Annotated in this window: 19 protein-coding genes; 12 read left to right on the top strand and 7 right to left on the bottom strand. The window is 44.8% G+C overall.

The window, feature by feature from the left end:
• Window positions 1-99: 99 nt before the first annotated feature.
• Complete coding sequence (locus tag QT987_RS06200; RefSeq protein ID WP_333238238.1) at window positions 100-1,527, bottom strand: HlyD family efflux transporter periplasmic adaptor subunit; 1,428 nt, start codon at window positions 1,525-1,527, stop codon at window positions 100-102.
• Window positions 1,528-1,642: 115 nt separating this feature from the next.
• Between QT987_RS06200 and QT987_RS06195 the strand changes: the two genes are divergently transcribed.
• On the top strand, window positions 1,643-2,251 hold the full coding sequence (locus QT987_RS06195) for a TetR/AcrR family transcriptional regulator (RefSeq protein ID WP_333238236.1): 609 nt from the start codon (window positions 1,643-1,645) through the stop codon (window positions 2,249-2,251).
• Window positions 2,252-2,339: 88 nt separating this feature from the next.
• On the opposite strand, the gene QT987_RS06190 is transcribed toward QT987_RS06195, so the two are convergent.
• Together QT987_RS06190 and QT987_RS06185 are read right to left on the bottom strand one after the other, a co-directional pair.
• Entirely contained in the window at window positions 2,340-3,524 is a 1,185-nt protein-coding gene (locus tag QT987_RS06190; RefSeq protein ID WP_333238234.1) for a flagellar assembly protein H, read from the bottom strand.
• A gap of 11 nt (window positions 3,525-3,535) precedes the next feature.
• Window positions 3,536-5,047: a mechanosensitive ion channel domain-containing protein gene (locus tag QT987_RS06185; RefSeq protein WP_333238231.1), complete on the bottom strand. Its 1,512-nt coding sequence runs from the start codon at window positions 5,045-5,047 to the stop codon at window positions 3,536-3,538.
• Window positions 5,048-6,028: 981 nt separating this feature from the next.
• On the opposite strand from QT987_RS06185, the gene QT987_RS06180 reads away from it, so the two are divergent.
• Window positions 6,029-10,480, top strand: a complete 4,452-nt coding sequence (locus QT987_RS06180; protein WP_333238229.1) for a PAS domain S-box protein — start codon at window positions 6,029-6,031, stop codon at window positions 10,478-10,480.
• A 5-nt stretch (window positions 10,481-10,485) separates the two neighbouring features.
• On the top strand, window positions 10,486-11,814 hold the full coding sequence (locus tag QT987_RS06175) for a response regulator (protein ID WP_333238227.1): 1,329 nt from the start codon (window positions 10,486-10,488) through the stop codon (window positions 11,812-11,814).
• 19 nt (window positions 11,815-11,833) lie between these two features.
• On the opposite strand, the gene hpsU is transcribed toward QT987_RS06175, so the two are convergent.
• Window positions 11,834-12,511: a hormogonium polysaccharide biosynthesis acetyltransferase HpsU gene (hpsU, locus tag QT987_RS06170; protein WP_333238225.1), complete on the bottom strand. Its 678-nt coding sequence runs from the start codon at window positions 12,509-12,511 to the stop codon at window positions 11,834-11,836.
• A 55-nt stretch (window positions 12,512-12,566) separates the two neighbouring features.
• Here hpsU and QT987_RS06165 point away from each other — a divergent pair, with 55 nt between their 5' ends.
• Window positions 12,567-13,502, top strand: a complete 936-nt coding sequence (locus QT987_RS06165; protein WP_333238223.1) for a cation diffusion facilitator family transporter — start codon at window positions 12,567-12,569, stop codon at window positions 13,500-13,502.
• 95 nt (window positions 13,503-13,597) lie between these two features.
• Here QT987_RS06165 and QT987_RS06160 read toward each other — a convergent pair whose 3' ends face one another.
• Window positions 13,598-14,515 (bottom strand): glycosyltransferase family 2 protein, encoded by a 918-nt coding sequence (locus QT987_RS06160; RefSeq protein ID WP_333238330.1) that lies wholly within the window; start codon window positions 14,513-14,515, stop codon window positions 13,598-13,600.
• Between QT987_RS06160 and QT987_RS06155 the strand changes: the two genes are divergently transcribed.
• Window positions 14,442-14,660: a hypothetical protein gene (locus QT987_RS06155; RefSeq protein WP_333055490.1), complete on the top strand. Its 219-nt coding sequence runs from the start codon at window positions 14,442-14,444 to the stop codon at window positions 14,658-14,660. The genes QT987_RS06160 and QT987_RS06155 overlap by 74 nt on opposite strands.
• Here the strand turns inward: QT987_RS06155 and QT987_RS06150 are convergent.
• Entirely contained in the window at window positions 14,657-15,628 is a 972-nt protein-coding gene (locus QT987_RS06150) for a glycosyltransferase family 2 protein (protein ID WP_333238221.1), read from the bottom strand. The two genes, QT987_RS06155 and QT987_RS06150, sit on opposite strands and share 4 nt — an antisense overlap.
• Window positions 15,629-15,937: 309 nt before the next feature.
• Here QT987_RS06150 and cobU point away from each other — a divergent pair, with 309 nt between their 5' ends.
• The 3 genes from cobU (at window position 15,938) to QT987_RS06135 (ending at window position 19,358) form a co-directional block, all read left to right on the top strand.
• Complete coding sequence (cobU, locus tag QT987_RS06145) at window positions 15,938-16,510, top strand: bifunctional adenosylcobinamide kinase/adenosylcobinamide-phosphate guanylyltransferase (protein ID WP_333238219.1); 573 nt, start codon at window positions 15,938-15,940, stop codon at window positions 16,508-16,510.
• A 276-nt stretch (window positions 16,511-16,786) separates the two neighbouring features.
• Window positions 16,787-17,209: a hypothetical protein gene (locus QT987_RS06140; protein ID WP_333238217.1), complete on the top strand. Its 423-nt coding sequence runs from the start codon at window positions 16,787-16,789 to the stop codon at window positions 17,207-17,209.
• 79 nt (window positions 17,210-17,288) lie between these two features.
• On the top strand, window positions 17,289-19,358 hold the full coding sequence (locus QT987_RS06135) for an AarF/ABC1/UbiB kinase family protein (RefSeq protein ID WP_333238215.1): 2,070 nt from the start codon (window positions 17,289-17,291) through the stop codon (window positions 19,356-19,358).
• Window positions 19,359-19,566: 208 nt separating this feature from the next.
• On the opposite strand, the gene QT987_RS06130 is transcribed toward QT987_RS06135, so the two are convergent.
• A complete protein-coding gene (locus tag QT987_RS06130) occupies window positions 19,567-19,908 on the bottom strand; it encodes a hypothetical protein (protein WP_333238213.1) in 342 nt (113 codons plus the stop codon).
• 1,068 nt (window positions 19,909-20,976) lie between these two features.
• Here QT987_RS06130 and QT987_RS06125 point away from each other — a divergent pair.
• The 4 genes from QT987_RS06125 to QT987_RS06110 are packed head-to-tail and all read left to right on the top strand — an operon-like array spanning window position 20,977 to window position 25,915.
• Window positions 20,977-21,768 carry a sigma-70 family RNA polymerase sigma factor gene (locus QT987_RS06125; RefSeq protein ID WP_333238211.1) on the top strand — a complete coding sequence of 264 codons (792 nt, stop codon included), beginning with the start codon at window positions 20,977-20,979 and terminating at the stop codon, window positions 21,766-21,768.
• Window positions 21,758-22,918, top strand: a complete 1,161-nt coding sequence (locus QT987_RS06120) for a DUF1822 family protein (RefSeq protein ID WP_333238209.1) — start codon at window positions 21,758-21,760, stop codon at window positions 22,916-22,918. The genes QT987_RS06125 and QT987_RS06120 overlap by 11 nt, the downstream gene beginning before the upstream one ends.
• A 31-nt stretch (window positions 22,919-22,949) precedes the next feature.
• On the top strand, window positions 22,950-24,812 hold the full coding sequence (locus QT987_RS06115) for a CHAT domain-containing protein (protein WP_333238207.1): 1,863 nt from the start codon (window positions 22,950-22,952) through the stop codon (window positions 24,810-24,812).
• The gene (locus QT987_RS06110) at window positions 24,809-25,915 is read left to right on the top strand and encodes a hypothetical protein (RefSeq protein WP_333238204.1); all 1,107 of its coding nucleotides are present in this window, start codon (window positions 24,809-24,811) and stop codon (window positions 25,913-25,915) included. Before QT987_RS06115 ends, QT987_RS06110 begins: the two co-directional genes overlap by 4 nt.
• Window positions 25,916-26,279: the final 364 nt, after the last annotated feature.

Genomic DNA, 26,279 nt, shown 5'->3' with positions numbered 1-26,279 from the left:
TGTTGGAACAATTCTTAATCTTTAATAATTAAGTCAGAATGATTCATCTCTCTATTCTCTTCCTCTGTGTCCTCAGCGCTCTCTGTGGTTAAAAAATTCTTAATCCTTAATTTCCCCGATCGCCACTTTGACTTGCAAATTGGTTAATCCCGCTACTTTCTGGCTGGAAGCTTCATCTAAACGCACTTTTACTTCCACAATTCGACTATCAATATTCGCCGAAGGATCGGTGTTAACAATGTTTTGTCGCTGCACTTGCAAACCAATATGTTCGACTGTTCCCCGCAATTCGCCTGTCAAAGCATCGCTAGTAATTTTGGCGGTTTGTCCGAGGCGTACTTTGTCCACATCGCTTTCGTAGATTTCCGCAACAGCCAGCATCTCGCGAGTTTGTCCGAGTTCGACAATGCCGTCGTTTCCCACTTTTTCCCCCGGATGCGTATGAATTTTCAGGACTTGGGCGTCTCTGGGAGCACGGATGTAAGCTAGATCCAGATTGGCTTTGGCTTGTTTGGCGGCTGAAGCGGCGGCACTGACTTCGGCGGCGGCGGCTGCTATGTCAACGGGACGCACTTCGGCGATGCGATCGAGATTTGCCACGGCTTCATTAATCTGCTGTTGTCGAGATTGCTCAACTTGGCTGAGTTTGGCTTGCGCTTCGTTAATTTGCTGTTGGCGAGATTGTTGAATTTGATTTAATTTGGCTTGGGCTTCGTTAATTTGCTGTTGGCGGGATTCCTGAATTTGATTTAGTTTTGCCTTTCCTTCGTTGAGTTGCTGTTGAGTTGTTTCGGCGGCGAGGCTTTTGCTGTCGCTAGTTGAGGCGGAAATTGCTCCCTGTTTATACAGTTGGGAGTAGCGCTGATCCTCGCTTTGGGCGTTGCGGAGTTCGGCTTGTAGACGGGCAATTGCGGCTTTTTGGGTTTGAATTTCCCCTTGCTGTTCGGCCCTGATGCGGGCAATTGTGGCTTGTTGCGCTGCGATTTCGGTGCTGCGATCGACTTCTAGGCGGCTGACGATCGCCTGTTGCGCTGCGATCTCGTTGCTGCGATCGGCGGATAAACGGCTAATAGTCGCTTTCTGGGCTTGAATTTCGCCGTTTTTGGCTCCAGCTTTGACTTTTGCTAGGTTTGCTTCGGCGACGCGCACTTGTTCTTGAGCTTGGTCGAGGGCGGCTTGCAGGCGATCGCGACTATCCAAAATTGCGATCGCTTGGCCTGTTTTCACCCTGTCTCCCTCTTTGACCAAAAGTCGATCGATCCGGTTTCCTTCCGCCGTACCGGAGGCGGAGACTTTAATTACTTCTCCTCTGGGTTCGAGTCGTCCCAAGGCTGTAACTGTTGTTAATTGGGATGCTGTGACGGCTGCTGCTGCGGCTACTGCGTTCGGATCGGGTATGCGCGATCGCCAGATCGTGTAGCCTGTGGTTCCCGCTGCCCCCAGGGTTGCTACTGCGGCCACAACTAGGAGTTGTTTAACTAGGGATGGATTTGAGGATAAGCCGTCCGCTGTTGGTTGGTGTACCATGACATACCTCTTTGTGAGAAAATAAGACTAAACGGTTTAGTTCCGATGTCTTCTCATACTAAACCGTTTAGTATAATAATGTCAAGCTCCCAAATAAAAATTACAGAAGCAAGGTATGGCAAGGACAAAACCGATCGAACCAGACGCAGCAGGAGGTGACAAAACCGAGCAAATCCTGCAAGGTGCGATGCAAGAATTTTTAGCCCACGGCTACGCGGGCACGAGTATGGACAAGGTAGCGAAGACGGGGGGAGTGTCCAAAGCCACGGTTTACAGCTATTTTCAAGATAAAGAGGGATTGTTTGCGGCTTTGGTACAGCGACTGGCGCGAAAAAAAGTCCATTTTACAGTGCTGGATGAAGAACCTGCCGTAGCGCTGCGATTCGCTGCCACAACTATATTGGATCAGGCGACCCAGGAACCAGAATATCTCAATTTTGTGAGGTTAGTGATTGCGGAGTCAGGGCGTTTTCCCCAGCTCGCGCAGACTTTTGTGAGAAACTTAGCTAAACCGGGTATCGAGCGGCTAGCGGAATATTTGGCATCGCATCCAGAGTTAAAATTGCCCGATCCGGAGGCAACGGCGCGAATTTTTATCGGATCTTTGGTATATTTTCAGTTAATGCAGGAAATGATGCACGGTAAAGAGATTATCCCAATGGAGCGCGATCGACTGATCGATGGTCTGCTGCATTTGATTTTAGGGCCGGAGTCCAATTCCTAAGTGCGATCGACAGAATCTAGGATTTTTATTCGAGAATCATTTAAATGCCATAAAGAGCGAGATCCCTTTATGGCTGCGATCGCAGGTTTTAGTCAGGTGTTTTTCCTAACCTGTCCCTCAATTCCTCCGCCGATAACTGTGGCAGTTGTTCTACAAACAATGTCAATTCTGCTACAGGCAATGTCAATAAATTAGTAACGGCTGCAGGCAGAATATCGCCCAATTCAGGCGATCGCATTTGCAACGCACTTTCAGCTAACAATTTAACCGCTGCTTCCCGCCCCGATTCATCAACGGTCAGCATCGATATTGCCAGCAACAAAACTGTAAATTCCGCCGCCGCCAACTTGGATATTGGAGATAGAAAAACTGTCATTTTTGGACTTAATTCTCCAAATCTAACTCGCAGAAAATTTTCTAATATTAAGCGCTGTTGTTCTTGTCTGCCTCGTTCTAGTCCTCGTTCTAGCCCTTGTTCTAGTCCTCGTTCTAGCCCTTGTTCCAGTCCTTGTTCCAGTCCTTGTTCTAGCCCCTGTTCTAGCCCTTCTTCTCTAGCTTGTTGCTGTGCTGCTTGTATTTGTTGTTGAAAAAGTGGTGCAATGGCCATAATTAACTCCCGCTCTTCTGGCTCTAATTCTTGTGGCGCATCGGTTACTAAATTGGACTGTAACCGATACAGCAATTCTAGCGCGATAATCCGCAACGGATCGTCCGCAGCTAAAGCGCTTAATTGGGAAATAGCCCTTTGCTGCACTCCCCCTTTGCCCAAAATCCTCAACCACAGCGTGTCTGGAGTTTCTGGCAACTGGTGAATCGCCACAATTGCAGTCCGCAAAGATTCCCCCAAAAAATAGATTCCCTGCATCCAATTCTCTGTGTCTGGTATCGCATTAAAGCTATCTACCAATGCTTTCGATGCTGTGGGCATCAAAATCCACAGTTTGGGTAACTGAGTATCATCATAGCGAGTATTTTCTCTCCTAAATTTTCGCTCCAACTCACCTCGCACGTCCAATAACTTGCCCAGACAGCTACAAATTTCGCTGACGTTTGCCGGATTGCGAAACGGTTCAAAAATTGCAGTGGTGTTTGCCATTTTTCCCAACAATCCCAGGGTTTCTGAGTATTCGGGAAGGGCGGTGCTGGGAGTGAAATAAACATCGATTTCTCGGACTTCTGAAGTCACATCGCGGCCGATATTAACCGTTCCGATCGGCGACAGCAATTCCTCCAGGTATTCTTTGGCAAAGAGATCATGAATAAATCGCGTCATAAGAAATTATTTCAAACAGTAAATAGATCTTTTAGCCGTTTTCTCACCCATTCTACAGGATTTTCATCCTCTTCTGCTGCATCTACCAATTCCATTTCTCGCAATAATTGCTGTCTCTCGCTGAGTTCTTCTTTGTGTTTGACTATTTCTTTAATAATCTGTTCAGATAAATCCGGTCGTTCAGTTAAAACTTTCTGGAAACCTTCTTTATTGATGGCAAACAAAATTGTTTCTTCCAAAGCTCTTACCGAAGCAGTTCTGGGGATTCCCAACATTAAAGAAAGTTCACCGAGAAACTGACCACTACCGAGGTTATTCAGATGTTTGTCAATAGCTGCTACAAAAACTTCGACTGAACCTGAAAGAATCATGTAAAAAGCATCTCCGGGGTCGTTTTCGTGAAACAAATATTCTTGCGATCGCAGCCGTTTCCGGTATCCAACTTCAATCAATTGCCGCAATTCAAGGTCAGTCAGGTTTTCAAAGTATTCCACCTCTCGTAGCAAACAGCTAAGCGACGATGGCTTTTTCAGTTTCTCTGCAAAAATAGGCGGTTTTTCCTCATTTTCTGAGTAACTGTTCGGGAGGTCAATTGCAGTTTCTTTTTTGTTAAACATGGACAACAGAACTTCGGGATTTTGCAAATAAATTTCACGGTCATTGAACGGAAATTCGATTTTATGCTGGCGGAAATTGTATTCAATTGCAAAATTCAAAGAACTTTTAATTATTTCTCTTTCAGTCGGCTTGTCCGTCCAAACTAAAAGTTCAAATTTAAAACTATCATCACCAAACTCGACAAACAATACTTTCGGATTCGGTTCGTACAATACTCCAGCTTCTGCGTAAGCAATATTTAACAGAGTTTCTGTCACTAACAGGGGGTTACTATTCTCGGCTACTTCTACGGGAACTCGCAGACAGAGTAGGGAATTTTCGTAACTCCAGTTAACAATTTTGTTGCTAATCATTTTGCTGTTGGGAACAATGACGCTAGAGTCTTCAGTAGTTTGGATGATGGTCGATCGAATCGAGATTTTTTGGACTATTCCCATTAATCCTTCTAATTCCACAAAGTCTCCGACTTTCACCGGCCTGTCTAAAAGCAGCGTTAAGCCGCTGACAAAATTAGTTGTTAAATCTTGGATTCCGAAGCCAATTCCGACTCCCAATCCCCCCGCAACTACTGCAAAAGAAGCGAGGTTGAAGCCGATGCTTTGGATGGCGACTATTACTCCCAAAGCTACTATTAAATACCCAATAATTACTGCGATCGCTTCCCTGTTTCCCTCGTCAATTCCCAGTCTGACGAGCAAGCGTTCCTTCAGGAAATTCGTAAAAGAGCGTGCTATGACAAGGATAGCCATAAACAAGACTATTAGTTCTACCAGTGACTGCAGGGATACTGGATTGTCACCTATTTTAAATAGGGTAGCTGTAAATATTTGCGATATCTGTGTCAACACTTCTTCTGGTATTGTATTCAATTTAAATTCCGGGAATAATGTTTTTTGTGTGGTCATTTTTAAGGAGAGGAGTAAAAAATAAAGTCCTCAGTACCCAATGTAAAAATCAAATACTGAACTCGTTATCATAAATTTTAACCTATTTTTATGGTAAAAAAACTTAAGTCGTTACATAGAGATGTTGTTCCTCATACTACGCAGTTATCCCTATTGCCAATTTTTCGGATACCTGGTCTTCGCAGGCCTGCGGTTAGTGTGCCACTTTTTCGCGTTCCGAGAGCCGACTCATCTATTATTAAAGCGCTCTAGTAACTTTAGTGAACCTTAACTCGATTCGAGTTTATCATACTCTCCACTATTTTTTTTTGAAGTCCCGTTATCAAGTTAAGCAGGGATTATTCAATGACTCTTTAAGTGGACAAGTCAAATATCCAAGTATTACAATGACTTTAACTGGTGGGAGAGATATTGCTATTACTCTGCCAGTTGCGTCCGTTTTATGTATTATCTAAGTGAAAATTTAACGGATCTAGCTAAAATTGATAACGTTTCAAGAATACTTGGCATTATACCAATATGGGGGACGAAATATAACTTAATCGCATTTGTCAATCCGTAATTTTACTTAAAATACTGCTTGTTTAGGAGTGGAAAATTGGCGATTTGAGGGTAGGTGGACATAAATATGGCGCGAGACATGATTGCTCGATCGCCCAAATCTAAGTTCTCCACGCAAAACCTGAGTAAAGGCTGAGCATAATTACTGATTGACAAATGCTTCCCTAGGTTAAGTTGTCATCAATGTTCTACCGATAGGATTGATTAACAATAGAATTGATGAGAAATAGAAATGCTTGGCGATACATCCGAATAATTAAAAAACATAGTGTCGCAAGGGATACATATCTCGCAGATTGAAAGCCTAATAGTCGCGCTACTGAACGTTTTATTCAGTACCCAAATTGGAGGCAACGAAAACCTTGCGATCGCACAATTGGACAGAAGTTCTAGAATAAAAGCTGAAATGCACGAGCCAACATGAGCAAATTCCCACCAGAGAAAACCCAACCGCCACAGCAAGAGAGCACAACAGCAGAGGTATTGCGACAGGCTCACTTCGAGGCTTTTTTTGCTGCAGCGAATGCCGGACTGATGATTTTAGACCGCCAACTCCGGTACGTCCAAATTAACGAAGCTATGGCAGAGCTCAATGGCATTTGTGTGGCAGACCATATTGGTAGGTCGCTGTGTGAAGTGCTGCCAGAATTGGCTGCGAATCTGGGACCAATTTTGCAAGAAATTCTGGATACGGGCCAGCCAATTCTCGACTATGAAGTAGTGGGTGAAACTCCGAGACAACCGGGCATCCTGCGCTACTGGCAAGCATCTTACTATCCTTTGCGGGATGAAAATGACCTGGTTTTTGGTGTTGGTGCCCTTGTGATTGAAATTACCGATCGCAAGCGGGCAGAACAAAAGCAGGCACGACTGACGGCCATTTTGGAAGCAACTTCCGACTTAGTAGGAGTTTCTGATACGACAGGGCATAGCGTCTATCTCAACAAAGCCGGACAGGAAATGCTGGGGATGTCCCCAGAGGAAGCACGAGCTTCGTTTAGTATAGATTCTGTGTTAGCTCCCTCAGCAACGGCAAAATTCCACAACGAAGTAATTCCCACCGCCTTACGAGAGGGCCGGTGGACTGGTGAAACTCTGTTTTTGTCATGCGATGGGGAAGAAATTCCAGTCTCCCAGGTTTTGATCGTTCACAAAACCGCAGCGGGTGAAGTCGAGTTTATCTCCACTATTGTGCGGGATATTCGCGATCGCAAAAAAGCAGAGGAAGAACGGCAATTGCTTGCTACAACGATCGAGAACAGCCGTGACTTTATTGGCGTTGCCTCAATGGATGGTCGCCCGATGCTAGTGAATCAGGCTGGTCTGGATTTGGTGGGACTCAGTAGTTTGGAGGAAGCCAAAACCAAACACATTAACGACTTCTTTATGGCAGAAGATTTGGACTTTGTACAGCAGTCTATTATGCCTGTAATAATGCAAGAGGGAAGTTGGCGGAGTGATTTCCGCTTCAGAAATTTCCAGACAGGTCAACCCATCCTGGTAGATTACACCCTATTTTTGATTAGACATCCAGAGACTAATGAACCGGTAGGGATTGCCACTATTACGCGGGATATTCGCGATCGCAAAATCGCAGAAGATGTCCTGAAACAAAGTGAAGAAAGATTTCGTTCTTTGATCGAAGCTACCGCTCAAAGTATTTGGATCGGTAATGCTGAGGGCGAATTAGCCAGCGAGCAACCTACTTTAGGTGCATTTACAGGACTGACATTTGATGAGTACAAGGGATGGGGCTGGCTAGACACGATCCACCCAGACGATCGCCCTCATGTTGCTAGTATATGGTCGGCTGCCGTGGCCAATCGCTCGCTCTATGAAGATGAATTACGTATGCGCCGCTATGACGGCGAATATCGGTACATGAGTTGTCGTGGTATACCACTACTGAATGCGGATGGTTCAATTCGGGAATGGATTGGGGCTAATACAGATATTACCGATCGCAAACAAGCTGAAGAAGCTTTGCGCGATCGCAACGTCTTGCTGAGCTCTATTTTGGAAAGTACGCCAGACATAATTGTTGTTAAAGACTGGGAAGGCCGATATGTTGCCCTTAATTCCGAGGTCGCAAAATCCTTTTACGGTAGATCCATTGAGGAAATTATCGGTAAAGATGATTCGGAACTCCTTCCTCCGGCTGCAGCCGTTGCAATAATGGCAAAAGACCGCCAGATCATGGAAGCAGGCCTTACTGAAACCTACGAAGAAGAGGTTTTCAATGGTAAAGAGAATACTTCTTTTTTAACCACAAAAGCCCCTTGGCGGGACGCTCAGGGCAATATTCTCGGCCTGATCGCCATAGCACGAAACATTAACGATCGCAAACAAATGGAAGCAGAGTTGCGCGATCGTAATGCACTGCTCAAGTCAATTTTGGAAAGTACACCAGACTTCATTGTCGTTAAAGATCGGGAAGGTCGTCATGTTGCCCTTAACTCCAATTTGGCAAACTTCATAGGCAAGCCAATTGAGGAAATCATCGGCAAAGATGATTTGGAATTACTGTCGCCTGACACGGCCCGTGCAATTATGGCAAAAGATCGCCAACTCATGGCAGCAGGAATCACTGAGAGTTACGAGGAAGATGTCTTTCATGGTGAGACCACCGGGACTTTTTTTACTACAAAAGCTCCTTGGCGGGATGCTAAGGGTAATATCCTGGGCATCATCGCCACAACACGAGATATTAGCGATCGCAAAAAAGTCGAGCAAACACTCCGTCAAACCCTAGAAATACTAGACTTAGCCAGCGATGGTATCATTATTCGGGATATGGATGACCGCATCATATACTGGAACCAAGGTGCAGAAAAGCTCTATGGTTGGACAAAAGCCCAAGTAGTCGGGGAGTACATTCACACCTGCTTGGAAACAGCCTTTCCTAAACCGTTAGAAATCGTAAGGGCAGAGTTTTTCCAGCAGGGAAGTTGGGAAGGAGAAGTGCAGCACACCACCAGCGATCGTCGGCAGATTATTGTAGCAAGTCGCTGGACATTACAGCGCGATGGGGAAGGAAAGCCTTGTGCCCAACTCGAAATTAATAATGACATTAGCGATCGCAAACAAGCAGAAGATGCTATCAAACAAAGCGAAGAACGCTATCGATCGCTAACCCTTGCCATCTCCCAAATTGTCTGGACAACCGATCCTGAAGGAAGATGCCAGGATTCACCGAGTATGAGAGCTTACACCGGACAAACGGAAGCTGAGGTGGTTGGTTTTGGCTGGTTAGATACAATCCACCCGGACGATCGGGAACGAACAGTTCAGGTGTGGATGGAAGCAGTGCAAACGAGAAGCCTGTTTGAGATGGAATATCGAATGCGCGGAACGGATGGAAACTATCGTTATTTCCAAGTTAGAGGGGTGCCAATTCTGAATGAAGATGGCAGCATCCGGGAGTGGGTTGGCACTTGCATCGATATCCAGGATCGCAAACAAACAGAAATCGTACAGGCAAAAGCCAGGGAAGCTGCAGAAGCCGCAAGTCGGGCCAAAAGTGAATTCCTTGCTAACATGAGCCATGAATTGCGGACTCCGCTTAATGGCATCATGGGCTACGCGCAGATTCTTCAGCGTTCCAAAGTCTTGAATGAAGAAGAGCGATCGCGCATTGATGTTATTTATCAGTGCGGTTCCCATTTACTGACCTTAATCAATGATATTCTCGACTTGTCGAAGATTGAAGCACAGAAAGTGGAACTAATGCCCACAGATTTTCATTTCCCGGCGTTCCTGCAAGGTGTCGCAGAAATGTGTCGCATCCGAGCTGAACTAAAGGGAATTCACTTTCATTTTCCATCAAGCCCCGAACTGCCGATCGGGATTCGTGCGGATGAAAAACGCTTGCGACAAGTGTTAATTAATCTTTTAAGCAACGCTATTAAATTTACAGATGAGGGCACTGTTACTTTTATAGTCAGTTTTGCCACCGAAGAAAAAATTCGCTTTGAAATACGCGATACAGGTACCGGCATTGCACAAGATCAACTCCAAGCTATCTTTCAGCCCTTCGAGCAGGTAGGAGATCGCAGGCGGCAGACGGAAGGTACGGGATTGGGACTGGCAATTAGCAAAAGGATTGTAGAACTAATGGGCAGTACCATTCAGGTTCAAAGTGAGATGAATGTTGGAAGTATTTTCTGGTTTGATGTCAATCTATCTCAAGCCGATGAATGGGTGAAAACATCTCAAATCGACCATCGCGGGCAGATTATCGGCATCAAACACCGCCAACCTAAGATTGTGGTTATTGATGACAAATGGGCTAACCGTTCGGTAATTAGCAATTTGCTCAGTCCGATCGGCTTTGAGGTGTTTGAAGCGAACGATGGGCTTGAAGGCTGGGAAAAAATTATAGAGGTGCAGCCAGATTTAATTGTTACCGACCTATTAATGCCAGAACTAGATGGCTTCGAGGTGATTAAGCGGGTTCGAGAATCGGAAAATTTCAAAGACATAATCATTATTGTGTCTTCTGCCAGCGTATTTGAAACCGATCAATACAGAAGTTTAGAAGCCGGAGGCAACACCTTTATTCCCAAACCTATTCAGGCAACAGAGCTCCTGCAAAAATTACAACAGTATCTCGATTTAGAATGGGTTTATGAAGCTAATGAAGAGCCACAGGCGATCGCATCAGACACCGATGAGCTAATTGCCCCGCCTGCTACAGAAATGGAAATGCTATACGAGCTGGCTATGAAAGGAAATTTCCTAGAAATAGTTAAGCAGGCGGTATTACTGGAACAAATAGATCCCCTATACATTCCCTTTGCTAAAAGATTGCATCAAATGGCAAAGGACTTTCAAGACGAAGAGATTTTAACGTTTATTCAGTCCTACAAGTAAGGTTTATGAATTCAGAAATTCAAGCACATGGTACGATTCTTATAGTTGATGACAATTCAGCTAACTTGGGTGTCTTATCTGATGCCTTAAGCCAAGAAGGATTTGAAGTTCGGGTTGCGAAATCTGGAAAGATGGCACTAGAGCGAGTCAAATATGCTCTACCGGATCTAATCTTGCTAGATGTAATGATGCCAGAGATTGATGGATTTGAAACCTGTCGTCGATTACAGGCTAATCCAGAAACTAAACAGATTCCCATTATATTTATGACTGCGCTCTCGGATACGGCTAATAAAGTTGAGGGGTTTAAGCTTGGGGCTGTAGATTATATTACCAAACCTTTCCAACAGGAGGAAGTATTAGCTCGCGTAAAGCTGCATTTAAAGCTTCATGTTTTAACTGAGAAATTAGAAGAAAAAAATACATTATTGGAGCAAAAAATTTTAGAAGTTAGCCAAGCCTATGAAGATTTAAAACAACTGCAACTTAAGTTAATTCAAAGCGAGAAGATGTCCGGCTTAGGGCAAATGGCGGCTGGGATTGCTCATGAAATAAACAACCCTATAAATTTCATCTCTGGCAATCTGGGTTATGCCCAAGAGTACGCTCACAACTTACTAAAAATAATACATCTCTATCAAGAAGATTATGTAAATCCCACCCCTCGGATTCAAGCAGCAATGGATGAAATAGAACTGGAATTTGTGGAGGAAGATTTTATCAAAGTTCTTAACTCAATCAACTTAGGAACGCAGCGCATCCAGGAGATTGTTAAGTCTATGCGAATCTTTTCTCGCCTAGATGAGGCAGAGGTGAAATCTGTAAATATTCATGAAGGAATTGATAGTACACTCACCATCCTGCATCATCGTTTAAAAGCCAAACCAGAGCATCCTGAGATTGAATTAATAAAAAAGTACGGTCAGCTTCCACCAGTAGAATGCCATGCCGGACAATTAAATCAAGTGTTCATGAATATTATTTCCAATGCCATTGATGCTTTAGAAGAATCGAATCAGCAGCCTTCCTTTGCAGAAGTTAAACAACACAAGAACCGCATTCAAATTGCTACAAAAGTAATTGATGAGAATTGGGTGGCTATTCATATTAGTGACAACGGTCGGGGAGTTTGCGAAAGTTTAAAGCCGAAACTATTTGACCCTTTTTTTACCACGAAACCTATCGGTAAAGGAACTGGGTTGGGGCTATCTATCAGTTACCAAATTATCGTTGAAAAGCATGGGGGCAGATTATACTGCCAGCCTGGATTAGGAAAGGGAATAGAATTCGTCATTGAAATTCCAATTCGGCCACAAGCTAGTCAAGCTGCTTAGTTTCCCGGTGCAATGTGTCTTAGGAACTTTGGTTAATTTCTCGCCGATAGCGGGGACGACAAGGTGTTCCGGTGCAAACAAAGCTAGCTGGCATATTTTTAAATACGCTACTGCGAGCTCCGATTAAAGCGTTAGCACCGGTTTCGACACCAGGGCCAATGAAGCAGTCGGCGGCAATCCAAACGCCGTTATTAATGATCACAGGTGCTGTGATTAAGCCAAAGGCTGGGTCTTGAGGGTCATGAGTGCCAGTGCAGAGGTAGCTTTTTTGAGAAATGACGCAGTGTTTGCCGATCGCAATTCGATCGAGACTGTACAATACAACATCATCTCCGATCCAACTGTAATCGCCGATGGCAATTTTCCAAGGATAGGTAAAACGAGCCGTGGGACGAATGATCACACCCCGACCTATTTTCGCTCCAAATAACCGCAGCAAGCCGCTTCTGATGCCGTTAAAAGGGTGTGGAGTGAGAGGAAATGCGATCGCCTGCACCAACCACCAAAGCAAAATTAGCCAAGTAGGCTTTCCTCGATCGAACTTTGATTGATCGTACTTCCGCAAATCAACCAAAGATTCGCCTGTCAAAGTATTTGCGTGATTGTCGCTAATTGGACGATCGTTTATTTGAGAATTTGGGGAATTTGCGATCGAATTTTCCGGATCTTGGTGCGGATTTGGTATATAATCGGTCATTGATAGTTAATTTAATGTTTAATTTTAAATCGAGTTTAACCTTAAGGACTGCTGCATGACATTTCTAGTTAGGGACAATTTTGACTCGGAAAACGCCAAGGATATCGCACAATGCGAGAATACAAATCCCAGAATTGGCAAAGTGCGACTTTTACAAACAGCATTGGTACTGCTTAGCAGCTTTTTTGTAGCAGAGTTAATCGCCGCACTTAATTCTCATAGTTTGTCCCTATTAGCAGATGCGGGTCACGTTTTTTCAGATGTAGCAGCTTTAGCAATAACTTTGACAGCGACTTGGTACTCATCAGTCAAACGCAAAAGTAAATCCGTAGATTGTGCGATCGAATTGAGATCGGATACTATTGTTAAGAACAGGCAAGATGCCTGTTCCACAAACAGTGAGTCTTCTAGTGGGGTGGGCATCGGCACTATTGTTAAGAATAGGCAAGATGCCTGTGAAGCGAACAGTGAGTCTTCCTGTGGGGTGGGCATCCTGCCCGCCCGCCCAGAAATTATTGCTGCTTTAATTAATAGTATCAGTTTAGTTGCGATCGCCCTTTGGATTGCAGCAGAGTCGATCGCCCGTTTGCAGTCCCCAACCCCCGAAGTAGAAGGACTCCCGATGTTAATTACCGCCATAGTCGGTTTAAGCATCAACTCGATTAATGCTTGTTGCTTGCATTCCTGCTGTCACGGTGACTTGAATCTCAAAAGCGCGTTTCTGCACGCAGTCGCCGACATATTTTCATCGGTTGGAGTAATTTTAGCGGCGATCGCCGTGGCGTGGCTGCACTGGAATTGGGCTGACGGCTTAATTAGCTTGCTGGTCTCGGCATCAATTATTTTATTAACCCTACCATTGCTAATAGAAAGCATCCAATTGCTGCTAGGAAAAGTATCAGCAATATCCGCAAGTCAACAGCCTTGTGATTGCGAAAAAGTGAGCGCAGAAAAATTGCTTTTTCCATCCCTCGAAGAACTTATTAAATGAAAATGTCTCAAGCCACTCGGTATGGGCTGGCTTTCCTAATTCCCAATTCCCAACTACCAATTCCTAATTCCCACTTCCCCCATGCCTCCAAAATATTAAGGCAATTTCACTTCTGTCTCCTGAGTGATAACTACTGGTGGCGACAGAGTAGGCTCAGGTTCTGCCACATTCAACTGACCGCCACAACAACGCAACTCGTAAAGCTTTGCATTAATTTGATACTCATATTGACTCAATAGCCTTGCATAAATATAGCCAGCTTTTCCATCTAAAAAGCCGAGCTGAATGAAGTAAAATAAAATAAATCTGAGCATTGGTTTAAAAGGCAGCCGCACCCAAACTTTTTTGAGAAAGCGTTTCCGCTGCACTGCATCTCCAAATAAGTGAGCGCCAATAGTGCCGCTGTCGTCGCGCCCTTCAATAATATTGTAATAAACGCGAGCTTCCCAATTAGAATAGCGGTTGTGCCGTTCTATCCAGTGAAATAAATCGCGGTAATCCTCGTGGATCATGTCAGTTTTTAAGTAGCCGACTTGACCGGCTAAAATGACGTGTTCGTGAACTTCGTTGTCCCCAGTATTGGGAACGGATTCAGTGCCGAGATTTTCGTAACGGCCTTTTTGATGCTTGAACAAACGCAAATTCCAGTCGGGATATCGGCCGCCGTAACGCAGCCACTGACCTAAAAAGAAGACTTTGCGGTTGAGGTAGTAGCCGTCAAAATTGGGGTCTTCGATCGCCTGCGCGATTTCGTCCCAAAGTTCCGGCGGAATGCGCTCGTCGCAATCGACAATTAATACCCATTCGTTGCGAAAAGGCAGATTGTCCAAAGACCAATTTTTCTTTTTCGGCCAGCGGTTGTCAAAGTAAAACTGTACTACTTTTGCGCCGGTGCTGATGGCAATTTCTACCGTGCGATCGCTGCTTTGGGAATCAACCATGAAAACTTCATCCGCCCTAGCAATGCTGGCCAGACACGCTGGTAGATTAAGTTCTTCGTCTTTTGCCGGAATGAGAACTGAAACCGGAATCTTGGATGAACTAGATGTCATAATCGAGTGCTTGAACCTGAATGCGGTCGAGTTTTTTGTGGATGAAGTGCGATCGGCACAGCAGGGCCGACGACTTGAGCAGCGAGGGATATTGCCTATAGCCTAATGCCTGCTGGTCGATTTCGGTGCAAAAATCACGCCGCGGATGGCTGCGATCAAATAACCGATTTGACCCCAGGCAAAAACGAAATTTTCAAAACGCAGCCCTGGATCTCTAATATATTTAAAAGACTTCCAGACACCCCTCAAGATTCTTTCACCCCCCCGCCCAAGCTGAGCAATACCGGCTCGATCGGACAATTGTTCGCGATAACACTCGCTGATGCCTTGCCACCACCCGCGCTCTAGAAACCAAGCTTTGTTGAGCCTTTCTGTCGCGACATGGTGAAGCACCAGGGCCTCCGGTAGATAAACTACTTGCCAACCTAACTCTAAAGCTAATTCTGTGGCCCGCAACTCTTCATTTGACAGCAACTTTTTGCCGACTCTACCGAGTTTGACATCGAAGCCGCCAATTTGTTCGAGAAAAGCGCGCCGGATTGAGTAGTTTACACCCCTGGGAGTCAAACCGGCAGCAGTCACGTACAGGCAAGTGTCGCCTAAATCGTATGCTCCCAAGTTCTGGGCTAATCCCGGTGACAGCCATTCGGGCGGGCTGACTCCAGAAGGCCAGAGCAAATTGACTTTGCCACCAGCTACGGCGAGTTTTTGATTGCTTTGATAAGCGCTGTGCAGCACCCTAAGCCAATTCGGCTCAGCAATAGCGTCGTCGTCGAGATAAGCTAATATTTCGCTGCGAGCTTGCTTAGCGCCGGTGTTCCGGGCTACTGACAGACCGATTTCGGGTTCCCAGACGTACTTGAGGCGGCCATCACCCTGTCTTGCTTCTACCACCTCGCGGGTGCGCGAAATCGAACTTTCGGGGCTGGCATAATCGCTAGAAGCGTTATCCACTACTACTACTTCAAAGTTGTCGGGAAAATCCTGTACCAGCAAGCTGTCGATCGCCCCACCTAAATAGGCGGCGCGATTGTGGGTGCAAATAATCGCTGATATCTGAGGACGATCTGGCATAAATAACAGCTTGGGAAATACGGGGGTTCTCGATCGACTTACTCTGATCTTGTCTCATCAATGCTATTATCGCTTAAAAAGCATTTGGTAGTTGGCCGTTTAAATCATAATTGGTAATTGCTAATTGGGAATTGGCAATTGGGAATTATGTTTAATCCTTTGTATGTGACCCCGCCCAAAGAAGGGAGACAAGCCCGCAACATTAGTCGTGAGCAGCCCAAAAATTTTAACCAAACTTCAATCTCCCCAAATCATTTGTTGTGGAGTAAATCTAAAATCTAAAATCTAAAATCTAAAATCGACTGACTAATGACTAACTCAGAACCTACCAGATCGAGACAATTAATCTTAGTAACTGGGCCGGCCCGAAGCGGCAAAAGTGAATGGGCCGAAACTCTGGCGGCGGGTTCGGGAAAACAAGTAATCTATGTGGCTACCGGTCAGGTTGATGAAACGGATTTGGAGTGGCTGCGTCGCCTCGAACAGCACCGAAATCGCCGTCCTGTTGATTGGGCAACTCTAGAAGTGCCGATCGAATTATCGGCAGTTGTGCGGGCCAGCAAGCCGTCGGATTGCTTGTTGATTGATTCCCTGGGAACTTGGACGGCGAATTTTTTGGAACAAGAAGCTGCTGTTTGGGCTACTACGCAGCAAGATTTGCTCGCCTGTTTGAAGTCGGCGGCGGCTGATGTAATTTTGGTAGGGGAAGAAACCGGATGGGGTGTTGTGCCTGCTTATCCGGCGGGGCGGCTGTTTCGCGATCGTCTCGGTACTCTCGTGCGCCACATCGGGGCGATCGCCGATACTGTTTATCTCGCCACCGGAGGTTACGCCTTGAATCTCAGCGCTTTGGGTACGCCGCTGCCGCCTTTGAAAAATTAACACTATGGGGATCGATCGACAAGGGAGAAAAAATATCGGTTTCCCGAACGACAATTTTAAGTTAAAATCAGGTATGATTTTAACTTAGATTGACAACTCAAGAGTCATATAAATTAGTCAAAAAACCTAATTTATAGGGGTAAAGCCCAACAATTTGACATGAGGAATAGCCGAATTTTGAAATTATGTAAAAGCTAAAATATCTCTTAAGAAAGAGTGCTAATTTCAAATTAAAACTCTAAAATAATCAATTAGTTGAAGGGTTGACTAAAAGTTATGGCATCAGATAGTGAAGTAAGAAAATATATTGCTTACTGGTTTCAGTTAGGCAAAAAAGTATTAATTCGCAACGGTTCCGAAGCGCTGCTGCCCAAATCGGTAAATGCGGGCGATCGCTACAGCCAGGAATTTGAAGACTGCTGGCAAAAAATCATCTCCCGCGACAGCGGAGACTGTTACCTCGACGGCACAAACGAAACAATTGCCAAACTGCTGACACCAGCTTGGGAAATCAGTCCCTGCGCGCGCTGCGCTATGCCCGTAGTGTTCCAACAAACCGGAATGCCCCCGGAGTTCTGTCCCTGTAACGACTTACCGAACTGGCCCGATACCGAAATGCCCCAACCTCGATCGCCCGTCAGCAGCCAATCGCAACTCTCAGGCATTCGCGATCGACTCCAAAGATCCAGCGGCGAGTAAGTATATATAAGAAGGAAGAAGGGTGTTCTTCCTTAAATTGTTACAATATATTTACAATGCTTCACACTAGGTCTGATTTATGAATGTCAAGACAGTATCGCCAGCCTCCCCGCAAACTAATGTAAATTCAGGGACTCAGGCTGTACTAAGCAATCTCCAAGATGCAAACACAATTCCCCTGCAAGCAGTACCAGTATCATTAGAGACAGAGGTCGTAACGGACGATCGGCTCAAATCAGCCAGAGACATAGCTTTCGAGTTGGCCGGAGATGCTGTTCGGTACGATCCAGTGGCGATCGCAGCCCTGTACCGAAATCGACCTCTACAAGTCTGGGGAAGGCTGTCGAGCGTTGTTTGGACATTTTTTAGCTTTGCCTTCAGTGTATGGTTCGACGGGAAAACAGGTCGTACCGCCACCAACGAAAAGCGCCGCGCCGTCCGACTGCGAGAAATTCTGGGTCAACTCGGCCCAGCTTTCATCAAAATCGGACAAGCACTCTCAACACGCCCCGACTTAGTACCGCCAGTATATTTAGAAGAACTAACAACGCTGCAAGACCAATTGCCAGCATTTCCGAACGAAGTAGCATATCAATTTATCCAAGAAGAATTGGGCGCCCACCCCAAAGACATCTACGCAGAAATCAGCCCCGATCCGATCGCAGCAGCATCTCTCGGACAAGTCTACAAAGGCAAACTCAAAACCGGAGAAACAGTCGCAATCAAAGTCCAGCGACCGGGTTTAGCCGAAAACATCGGCTTAGATATTTACATCCTGCGGCGCGTTGCAGTTTGGGCGCAAAACACCTTCAAAATAATTCGCAGTGACCTCGCAGCAATTATGGACGAGTTGGGCGAGCGCATTTACGAAGAAATGGACTACACCCACGAAGGTCAAAATGCCGAACGGTTTGCCCAACTATACGGCCACATCAAAGACATTTATGTTCCCAGCATCTACTGGGAATATACCCGCCGCCGCGTCTTAACAATGGAGTGGATCACCGGCATCAAACTTACGAATTTAGAGGCCGTTAAAGCTCAAGGAATCGACGCTCCTTACTTAATTGAAGTGGGGGTGCAATGCTCTCTCAGACAACTCCTAGAACACGGTTTCTTTCACGCTGACCCCCATCCCGGCAATCTTTTGGCAACTCCTGACGGTCAATTAGCTTATCTCGATTTCGGGATGATGAGCGAAGTGAAACCTTATCAGCGATACGGCTTGTTGGAAGCTGTGGTGCATTTGGTGAACCGCGACTTTGAAGGTTTAGCAAAAGATTATGTCAAGTTGGAGTTTTTAACGCCAGATACCGATTTGACGCCAATTATTCCGGCTTTGGCGGGCGTATTTAACAATGCTTTGGGTGCTAGCGTTGCCGAACTCAATTTCAAAAGCATTACTGACGAACTTTCGGCGGTGATGTACGAATATCCTTTCCGGGTTCCAGCTTACTATGCTTTGATTATTCGATCGCTCGTTACCTTAGAAGGGATTGCCATTAATGTCGATCCAGAATTCAAAGTGTTGAGCAAAGCCTATCCTTACGTTGCAAAACGGCTGTTGAGCGACCCCGCACCGGAATTGAGAGCATCCCTGCAAGATTTGCTGTTCAAACAAGGCGAATTCCGCTGGAACCGCTTAGAAAACTTGCTCAACAATGCCCGCGAGAGCGACGATTACGATGTCAGCAAAATCTTGAACCAAGCTTTAGAATATTTATTTTCCGAAAGAGGAGATTTCATTCGCGATCGTATTGTCCTCGAATTAGTCAAAAGTCTCGACACACTTTCCAGCAACGCTTTTGCTAACGCCAAAGCAGTCGTCGGCGAATGGTTTGGAGTCAAGGCAAATCAACCTGTGGTTTCACCAACTGAACAAAAAAACCTAGAACACATCAAACGGATTTGGGATATTTTGCAATCAACTCCCGGTTTTGACGGGACGAAAGTATTGCAGCTACTTCCGCAGTTGTTGGTGAAACCGGAAGTGCAGAATATGGGGCAGAAAGTAGTCGGCGGTTTAGCTCAAAGAGCAGTTGCTAGGGTTATTCGCGAGTTTTTGCTTTCGCAGGAACCGGATGCGATTCCCGTGAATGGAAGCTACCCTAAAACTTCGCCTCAGTTGTCTTTACCTGCGGCGAAGTAGTTATATCATGTCAGGCGAATTGACCATAATTCCTGTAGGGGCGGGTTCACCAATATCTACAATAGAAACGAGAGATTCTGTAAACCCGCCCCGGCTTTTGAGCGTGGTCGATCGACCATGATATTAAATTGGGAGATTGGGATTTTTTGACCGCAGATATTAGCAGATAAACACAGATGAACGCAGATGAAATGTCGTCTGCGTTCTTTTAATTAAGCTTAAATCCTTTAGCGGCTAATTGTTGGCGGAGACTTTGAATCATTACGCGATCGAGAGTATTTTCACTACTCTTGGTACTAGATTGGCGCTGTTGTTCAATATATGCTGTACGCTTTTGAGATAAGTCGCGGATGGTCTTTTTAATCGCTTCTCTTTCGGTTTTCTTTCCAGCAACATATGCTCTCTTTTCTGTTAGCGTCATCCCTCGCATGATTTCTGGTAAATTATCATCTGATATTGCCTCTAGTTTAACTGTGCCGTTTTCGAGAGCATCGAGCAAGTCCCAAGAAGCATTATCATAGTATTCAGAAGCTTTGGACGCACTACGCAAAACCCTATTGCTGCCAGCATTACTATCTTCAACTGCTTGACGTTGTTGTCCTATTATTCCTTCTCTACCGTAAGGAATGTAGGTTTGATTTAGTTTAGTATTTCAAGTAGAAATCTCGTCGTCGTAAGGGGACTTGATTACCACAATTTGTTGGTTTTGATTAATGTTGAAGCTACTGCCTTTTGCTAAGGAATGAGAATTAAATAACTTCCACTCTTGAAAGTGGGATGGGCCTAAGAGCCCATCCAAAAAGGACGGGCGGGACGCCCATCCCACAAACTTGTGGAAGTTATTTAATTCTCATTCCAAAGATCGATCGCCCCTCAAGCCTTTTTGTTCTTTCTGTTTATTTATCAGGGTGAGCTCGGTAGTTTTATGCAAAACTCTCCAGTTTTTTTGGTCGAGTTTGGCAAAGACTGCGTGGAAGTACGGAACCACGGGTGTTTTGGGGATTTAAGGGCGATCGAATAACGCGCTTTCCCAGAATCCGGCGGGGAATGAATTCCCCGCCTCATAGCGAAAGTCCTCTCAAAGAGGACTGGTAAATTCTTCAGTCGGCGACCGACGACTTTCGCTTTGAGGCTCTTGTTTCAACAAGAGCCGGAGTTCGGGATTGCGAGATAGCCGGATTGCGCGATCGATCTGCTTGTTAACACTAAAGATCGATCGCCCCTCAAGCCTTTTTGTTGTTCCTGTTTATTTATCAGGGTGAGCTCGGTAGTTTTATGCAAAACTCTCAAGTTTTTTTTGATAAAGTTTGACAAACACTGGTGAGATTACGGAACCACGGGTGTTTTGGGGATTTAAGGGCGATCGAATAACGCACTGGTGGTCAGAAACCGGGTTTTTCGCAGAAGACTTCGTTACAAACCTGCATAAATCGCAAAAACCCGGTTTATGCAGGTTTTGATGCGTCTTAACAAAAATTCACATCTAATTCAACTGCCCAATCCACCGCACAGCAAGACTTTCAACCATCCTCTGAAAAAAATTTCTGAATTTCGCATAAATTCCTCCAACTTACCCTGATAAATAAATGTAGGAACAAAGTTGCGGCCGCACTTAACTATGACTGATAAATCCAACCCCTCCGAGGGGGAAGACCACTTATCCGACGAAACCGATGCTGTTGGGTGCTCAGTAAAATCGGAAAAGTTCGATCGAGATCCCGCACACCAGCAAATCGTCGAACTCGTCACCAAAGCTTGCCAGCAGCCCCCCGGCAGTATCAGGCGAAGTCGTTTCTTGAATCAACTAATTCGAGAGATTATCAAATCCGGCAAACTCTGGAAACCAAAAACACCTTACTATGAAGAGGCATTGCAAGAAACCTGGATCTATCTCAATCGAAATTTATGTGAAGCTACCACAGCAAAACGACCTTACGATCCCGAAGAAAGCCTGATTACTACTTGGTTAAATAGCTATCTCGAAAGGCGGCTTTTTGATTGTCGTCTGGCCCCAATAAAAGAAAGTGAGACACCAAACCGCCGTCGAATAGCGTCCTCAGAAGGAAAACAAGACAAAGAAACCATCAATCCCATTGACTATCTCGCCGCCGATTATGATGTAAGTTTCTATTTGGACGAACTTCTCGCATGGATAGAAACCGATCCAAATAACGAGTTAAAAAGCAGACACGTTAGAGGCAAACCGCAGATAAATTGTCAAGTTTTATTGCAGCGAAAATGTTTGTACGGTCAAAGTCTTAAAGAACTCGCCAAAGAGTTTGGCTGCGCCCATTCTACTTTATATCAATTGTTCAACAATGACTGCCGTCATCTGCTGCAAAAATTTTGCGAAGACCAAGGATATCAAACTTTAAATATACCAGGAGTGTACCCAAACAATGAACCATAACAACCTTTGGGAAATCGAATCTTTGCCAATGCCAATTACTCAGAAGGCACTGCAAGTTGCTCAGCAGTTTGCCACCCAACAGCGCCACCCGCAAAGGCACGAGCAAGTTTATCTCAATACTTTGGCAGTGCTGGCAGTTCGCGATTATCTAAAAATCATCGATATTGAGACTGACTTGACTGAATGCGATAGCTGGAATCCCGTAATTCGCCTGTTTGCAGATGCGGGAGATTTGTATGTTAAAGGATTGGGAAAAATCGAATGCCGTCCAATTAAAAATCGACCTCAAACTCAAGAAACTGGCAACCAGAATTCATCGGCACATCCGCCTGAGATTTGCCCAGTGCCTGTGGAAGCAAGGGCAGAACGCATCGGCTATATTGCAGTAGAAATTGATGAGGAGGAAAAGGAAGCGAGATTGCTTGGTTTTTCTCCCAATGCGGATGCGGGGGAATTAGTATTGAGCGAATTGCATTCCCTGGATGATTTTTTAGGGCATCTAGAACATTTGTTGGAATCTAAAATTAACCTCAGTCAGTGGTTTATGAATGTATTTACGGCTGATTGGCAGCCTTTTGAAGCGGTATTTAACCAGCAGACACAAACTTCTCAGGTGGAGATTCAAAATCCCGTTGAATCTCAGTTAGGCAATTGGTGGCAAAATTTTGTAGACAGATGTTTGCAGCAATTGGATCGAGGTAAACAAAATTTAAAAAACTTGATTTCTCCTGACGAAACCCCCAGTTTTGCATTACGAGGAGGTGGAAATTCGAGAGAAGAATCTGCGTTACAAGGCAGTCAAAGTAGCATCAATAGGTTTCCCGAAGCCGATGTCACGCGGGCTAAGTTGATTGACTTGGGAATGCGGCTGGGAAGGACAACGGTGGCTTTGTTGGTGGCGATTGCTGAAGAGAGCGATCGCACTGTCAGAGTTCACGTTCAACTGCATCCGGCGATCGGAGAACGTTACCTGCCCCAGAATATTAAACTTTCCTTAATCTCCGACATCGGTAAAAATCTAACCGAGTCACAATCAAGGATTCAGGAGAGGTACATTTTGCTGAAGGATATTGAGGTCGATCGAGACGAGAGTTTTAGTATTCGAGTAGCTTTAGATGATTTCAGCGTCACAGAAAATTTTGTGGTATGATATCTCGATTAACTCTACTCGCGTCTAATTTATGAGCTTAAGATTTATCTTGGGTTTAGGGATTGGGGATTTACACAAGGGTTTTCCCGACATCACAGGGGAGTTTCAAGAAAACCAAACAACAGTTCATAAATTTAAAGGAAGTTTGCCACCAGCCCCGGAAGTTGATGATCTGCAAAAAAGATGGCAACTTATTTGTCGTGCGGGAAAATCTAGCAACATCCTTTCTAGAATTAAAGTTAAGGCTACAGGGACAACCAATATTTGTGAAGATAATCCTCAATTGATCTATCAATATTTGAATGAATCTATGAGGCTGTGGCTGAGTAGTGAGGAGTTTTATGCGGGAATTGAGGAAAATTTTAGAAATGTAGTCGATGCGTTTGGTGGTCGAGATCGGTGCTTTGAAGTATTTCTCGAAATCAAAGATTCGGAAAATTGGCATCTGCCTTGGGATGCGTGGAAATTTCGCGAAGATTACAAAAACTGTGAAATAATTAAAAGTCCGTCCCAGTATAGAAAAGCTCTCAAAAAGGTAACTACAGGCGGAATGCCTCTGCCTTCGCGAGGTAGAATTTTATGTGTCTCCGGTAATAGTGACGGACTCGATCTGAAACAAGATGAGAAAAGTCTTCAAATGTCTTTTGGCGATCGCTGCAAGTTAGAATTTATGCAACAGCCAACACCGGAAAAGCTACGCGAGAAGTTGTTAGAGGATGAAAAAAATTGGCAGATTTTATATTACGGCGGGCATAGCAATAGCAATGCTGTCAATGGATGGCTGCATATTAATGAAGCAGATTGCGATAATACTGTCACAATAGACTATTTAAAAGAGGGGTTGGAAAAATCAATTTTTCAAGGATTGGAGTTGCTAATTTTAAACTCGTGTTCTAGCCTCCAATTGGCAGCAGATTTAGTAGCTGGAGGCTTGCCTTTACCGTCAATGATTGTGATGCGTGCGCCGATACCAGATAAAATTGCTCACGATTTTGTTAAGTCTTTATTCGGATATTTAAGCAAAGAATATCCTTTGTTTTTAGCAGTACGAAAAGCTAAGGATTATTTACAGAAATGGGAATCTCAGTTTCCCGGTGCGAGTGCGATACCAGTGCTCTGTCAGCAGCCAACTTTTGATGGGTTGACTTTACTGCAATTAAAGCGCGATCGCCCTTTGATGGCTGCTGCGGATGATGTGGTGGACGATCGCCCAAACAACGATATCTCTATTTTTATTTCTAATTTGATGCAGCGCCTGGGAATCGGTTTAGCTACTACCGCTAGCAGTTATATGTTAATGGGCCCGATACTTGCCCCAGTTGCTAATCAAATTGGCATGGAAAACCACCGTCAAAATAAACCTTTAATTGCGAAAAAATTCTACAAATTAGCAAGTTTAATTAACCTTAATTATGCACAGCCTTACTATAATTTAGCTATGTTGTGCGACGAATTGAATGACGATCGCGGTGCGTTAGAGGCCATGCAAAATGCTGTATTGCGAGGACTTCCTGATGCTTCTGCTCAAATATCTAAATTATTCATTCGCAAGGATAAACATCAAGCAGCTTTAAAGGCGATCAACCTTTGTTTAGAACACGCTAAATACGACGGTGTAAAAGCTGCTTGTATCAAAAATCGTGGCTGGATACGGTTTAAAGAACAGCAGTATGACGATGCAGAGATAGATTTTCAAACAGCAATTGGATTGACAGACAATAGCCCGGAATCTCACTGTTTTTTAGCACGGGTTATGGAAACTAAAGGTAAGCCCCATGAAGCGTTAGAACACTGGGAAAAAACGATTAAATATTCTAAATCTAGCGTACCAGAACAAGAGCAATGTATCCAAAGTGCTAAACAACATTTACGAATAAAAGGAAATATCAAGTGAAAATCAGGATTGCAGTTTCTATAGCTTTAAGCTCGATCGCAACTACCGCACTAGCAGCCAGTAACAGAATATCCAACGGACTGATTATCCATAGTAGCGGGGAAGTTGCGATCGAGCGCCAAAACGGGCTAATTGTCCGCCCTACCAGCGGTACGCCGATTTATCCGGGAGACACACTGCGAACAGCACAAAACGCCCAACTGACGCTGCAATGTGCAGATTTGGGAATTAAGTCGATCGCAGGGAGTGAAAATCAATTGAATAGCTGTTTGTTAGCCAAGGAAAAGTCGAAAGCTGATTGCAGCGCCGACTTGATTAAATGTCCCGATCGCGGCGACGGTAAAATTGCTTGGAATAGCGCGCCCATTCCTTATATTATCAGTCCACGGCGGACAAAATTGCTCGACAGCAAGCCAATTTTGCGGTGGAATCCGGTTGCTGGTGCTACTAGCTATAAGTTGAGCCTCCGGGAAAATGGAGCGAAATTAAACTGGGAAATGACTGTTAACGGTACTGAAGCTGTGTATCCGGGGGAACCGGCGCTGAAACCGGGTGTTAGGTACCGATTGATTGTCGAGGCGAATACGGGTGTTTCTTCAGAAAGTGCTGTTGGGGAGGGGGATATCGAGTTTAGCTTGCTGGATGAGACTGAGGTGGAAAGGGTGAAAAGTGAGGTTGGGGCGATCGACAAACAAGTACCTAACGAAAACGCCAAAAAATTAGCCATTTCTAGCGTTTATCTTAACACAAACTTGATAGCCGAAGCAATAGAAATTTTAGAAAATATACAAAAAGCCGGAGTGGAAACACCGCCAATTAATCGAGCCTTGGGCGATATGTATCTGGAAAAGCTACAACTGGTTCCCCAGGCAGAAGTCTACTATTCCAAGGTCATTAATACGGCGAAACCAGACGATATTGAGGAGTTGACAGCCGCTCGATACGGATTGGGGCAAGTTCATTCAGCGATGAGAAATAATCTGGAAGCTATGAAATATTTGCGAATGGCAAAAGATGGATATACAACCTTGGGAGATTTGCCAATGGTGGAAAAGGTAGAGAAGCAATTGCGAGATTTGCAAAGGAGGGAACAGAGGAAATAATAAATTGTTCATGAATGTACGATCCTAAAAACAGAATTCGTAGGGGCGGGTTCACCAGGGATTTTGTCACCCACAAATAATCTTTATAAACCCGCCCCCACCCAACCAATAACCCCAAATAACATCAATTCGTAGGGGCGGGTTCACCAGGGATTTTGTCACCGACAAACAATCTGTAAAAACCCGCCCCACCCCACCAACAACCCCAAATAACATCAATTTAATGGTTAAATTCAATGAATTATTAATATTTGGGTGTGGTGGGGGCGGGTTTTTACGCTCCGTTGTTGGGTGTCATATATTTCGGTGAACCCGCCCCGTAAGGATTGTGATATAATATTCGGTATTTTATTGATTGCAAAAA

The organism is Microcoleus sp. SVA1B4, from assembly GCF_036700545.1.
In the GTDB taxonomy this organism is placed as follows: domain Bacteria; phylum Cyanobacteriota; class Cyanobacteriia; order Cyanobacteriales; family Microcoleaceae; genus Microcoleus.
Note: the sequence above shows the minus strand (reverse complement) of the source record. Positions and strands in the feature narration are given on the sequence as shown.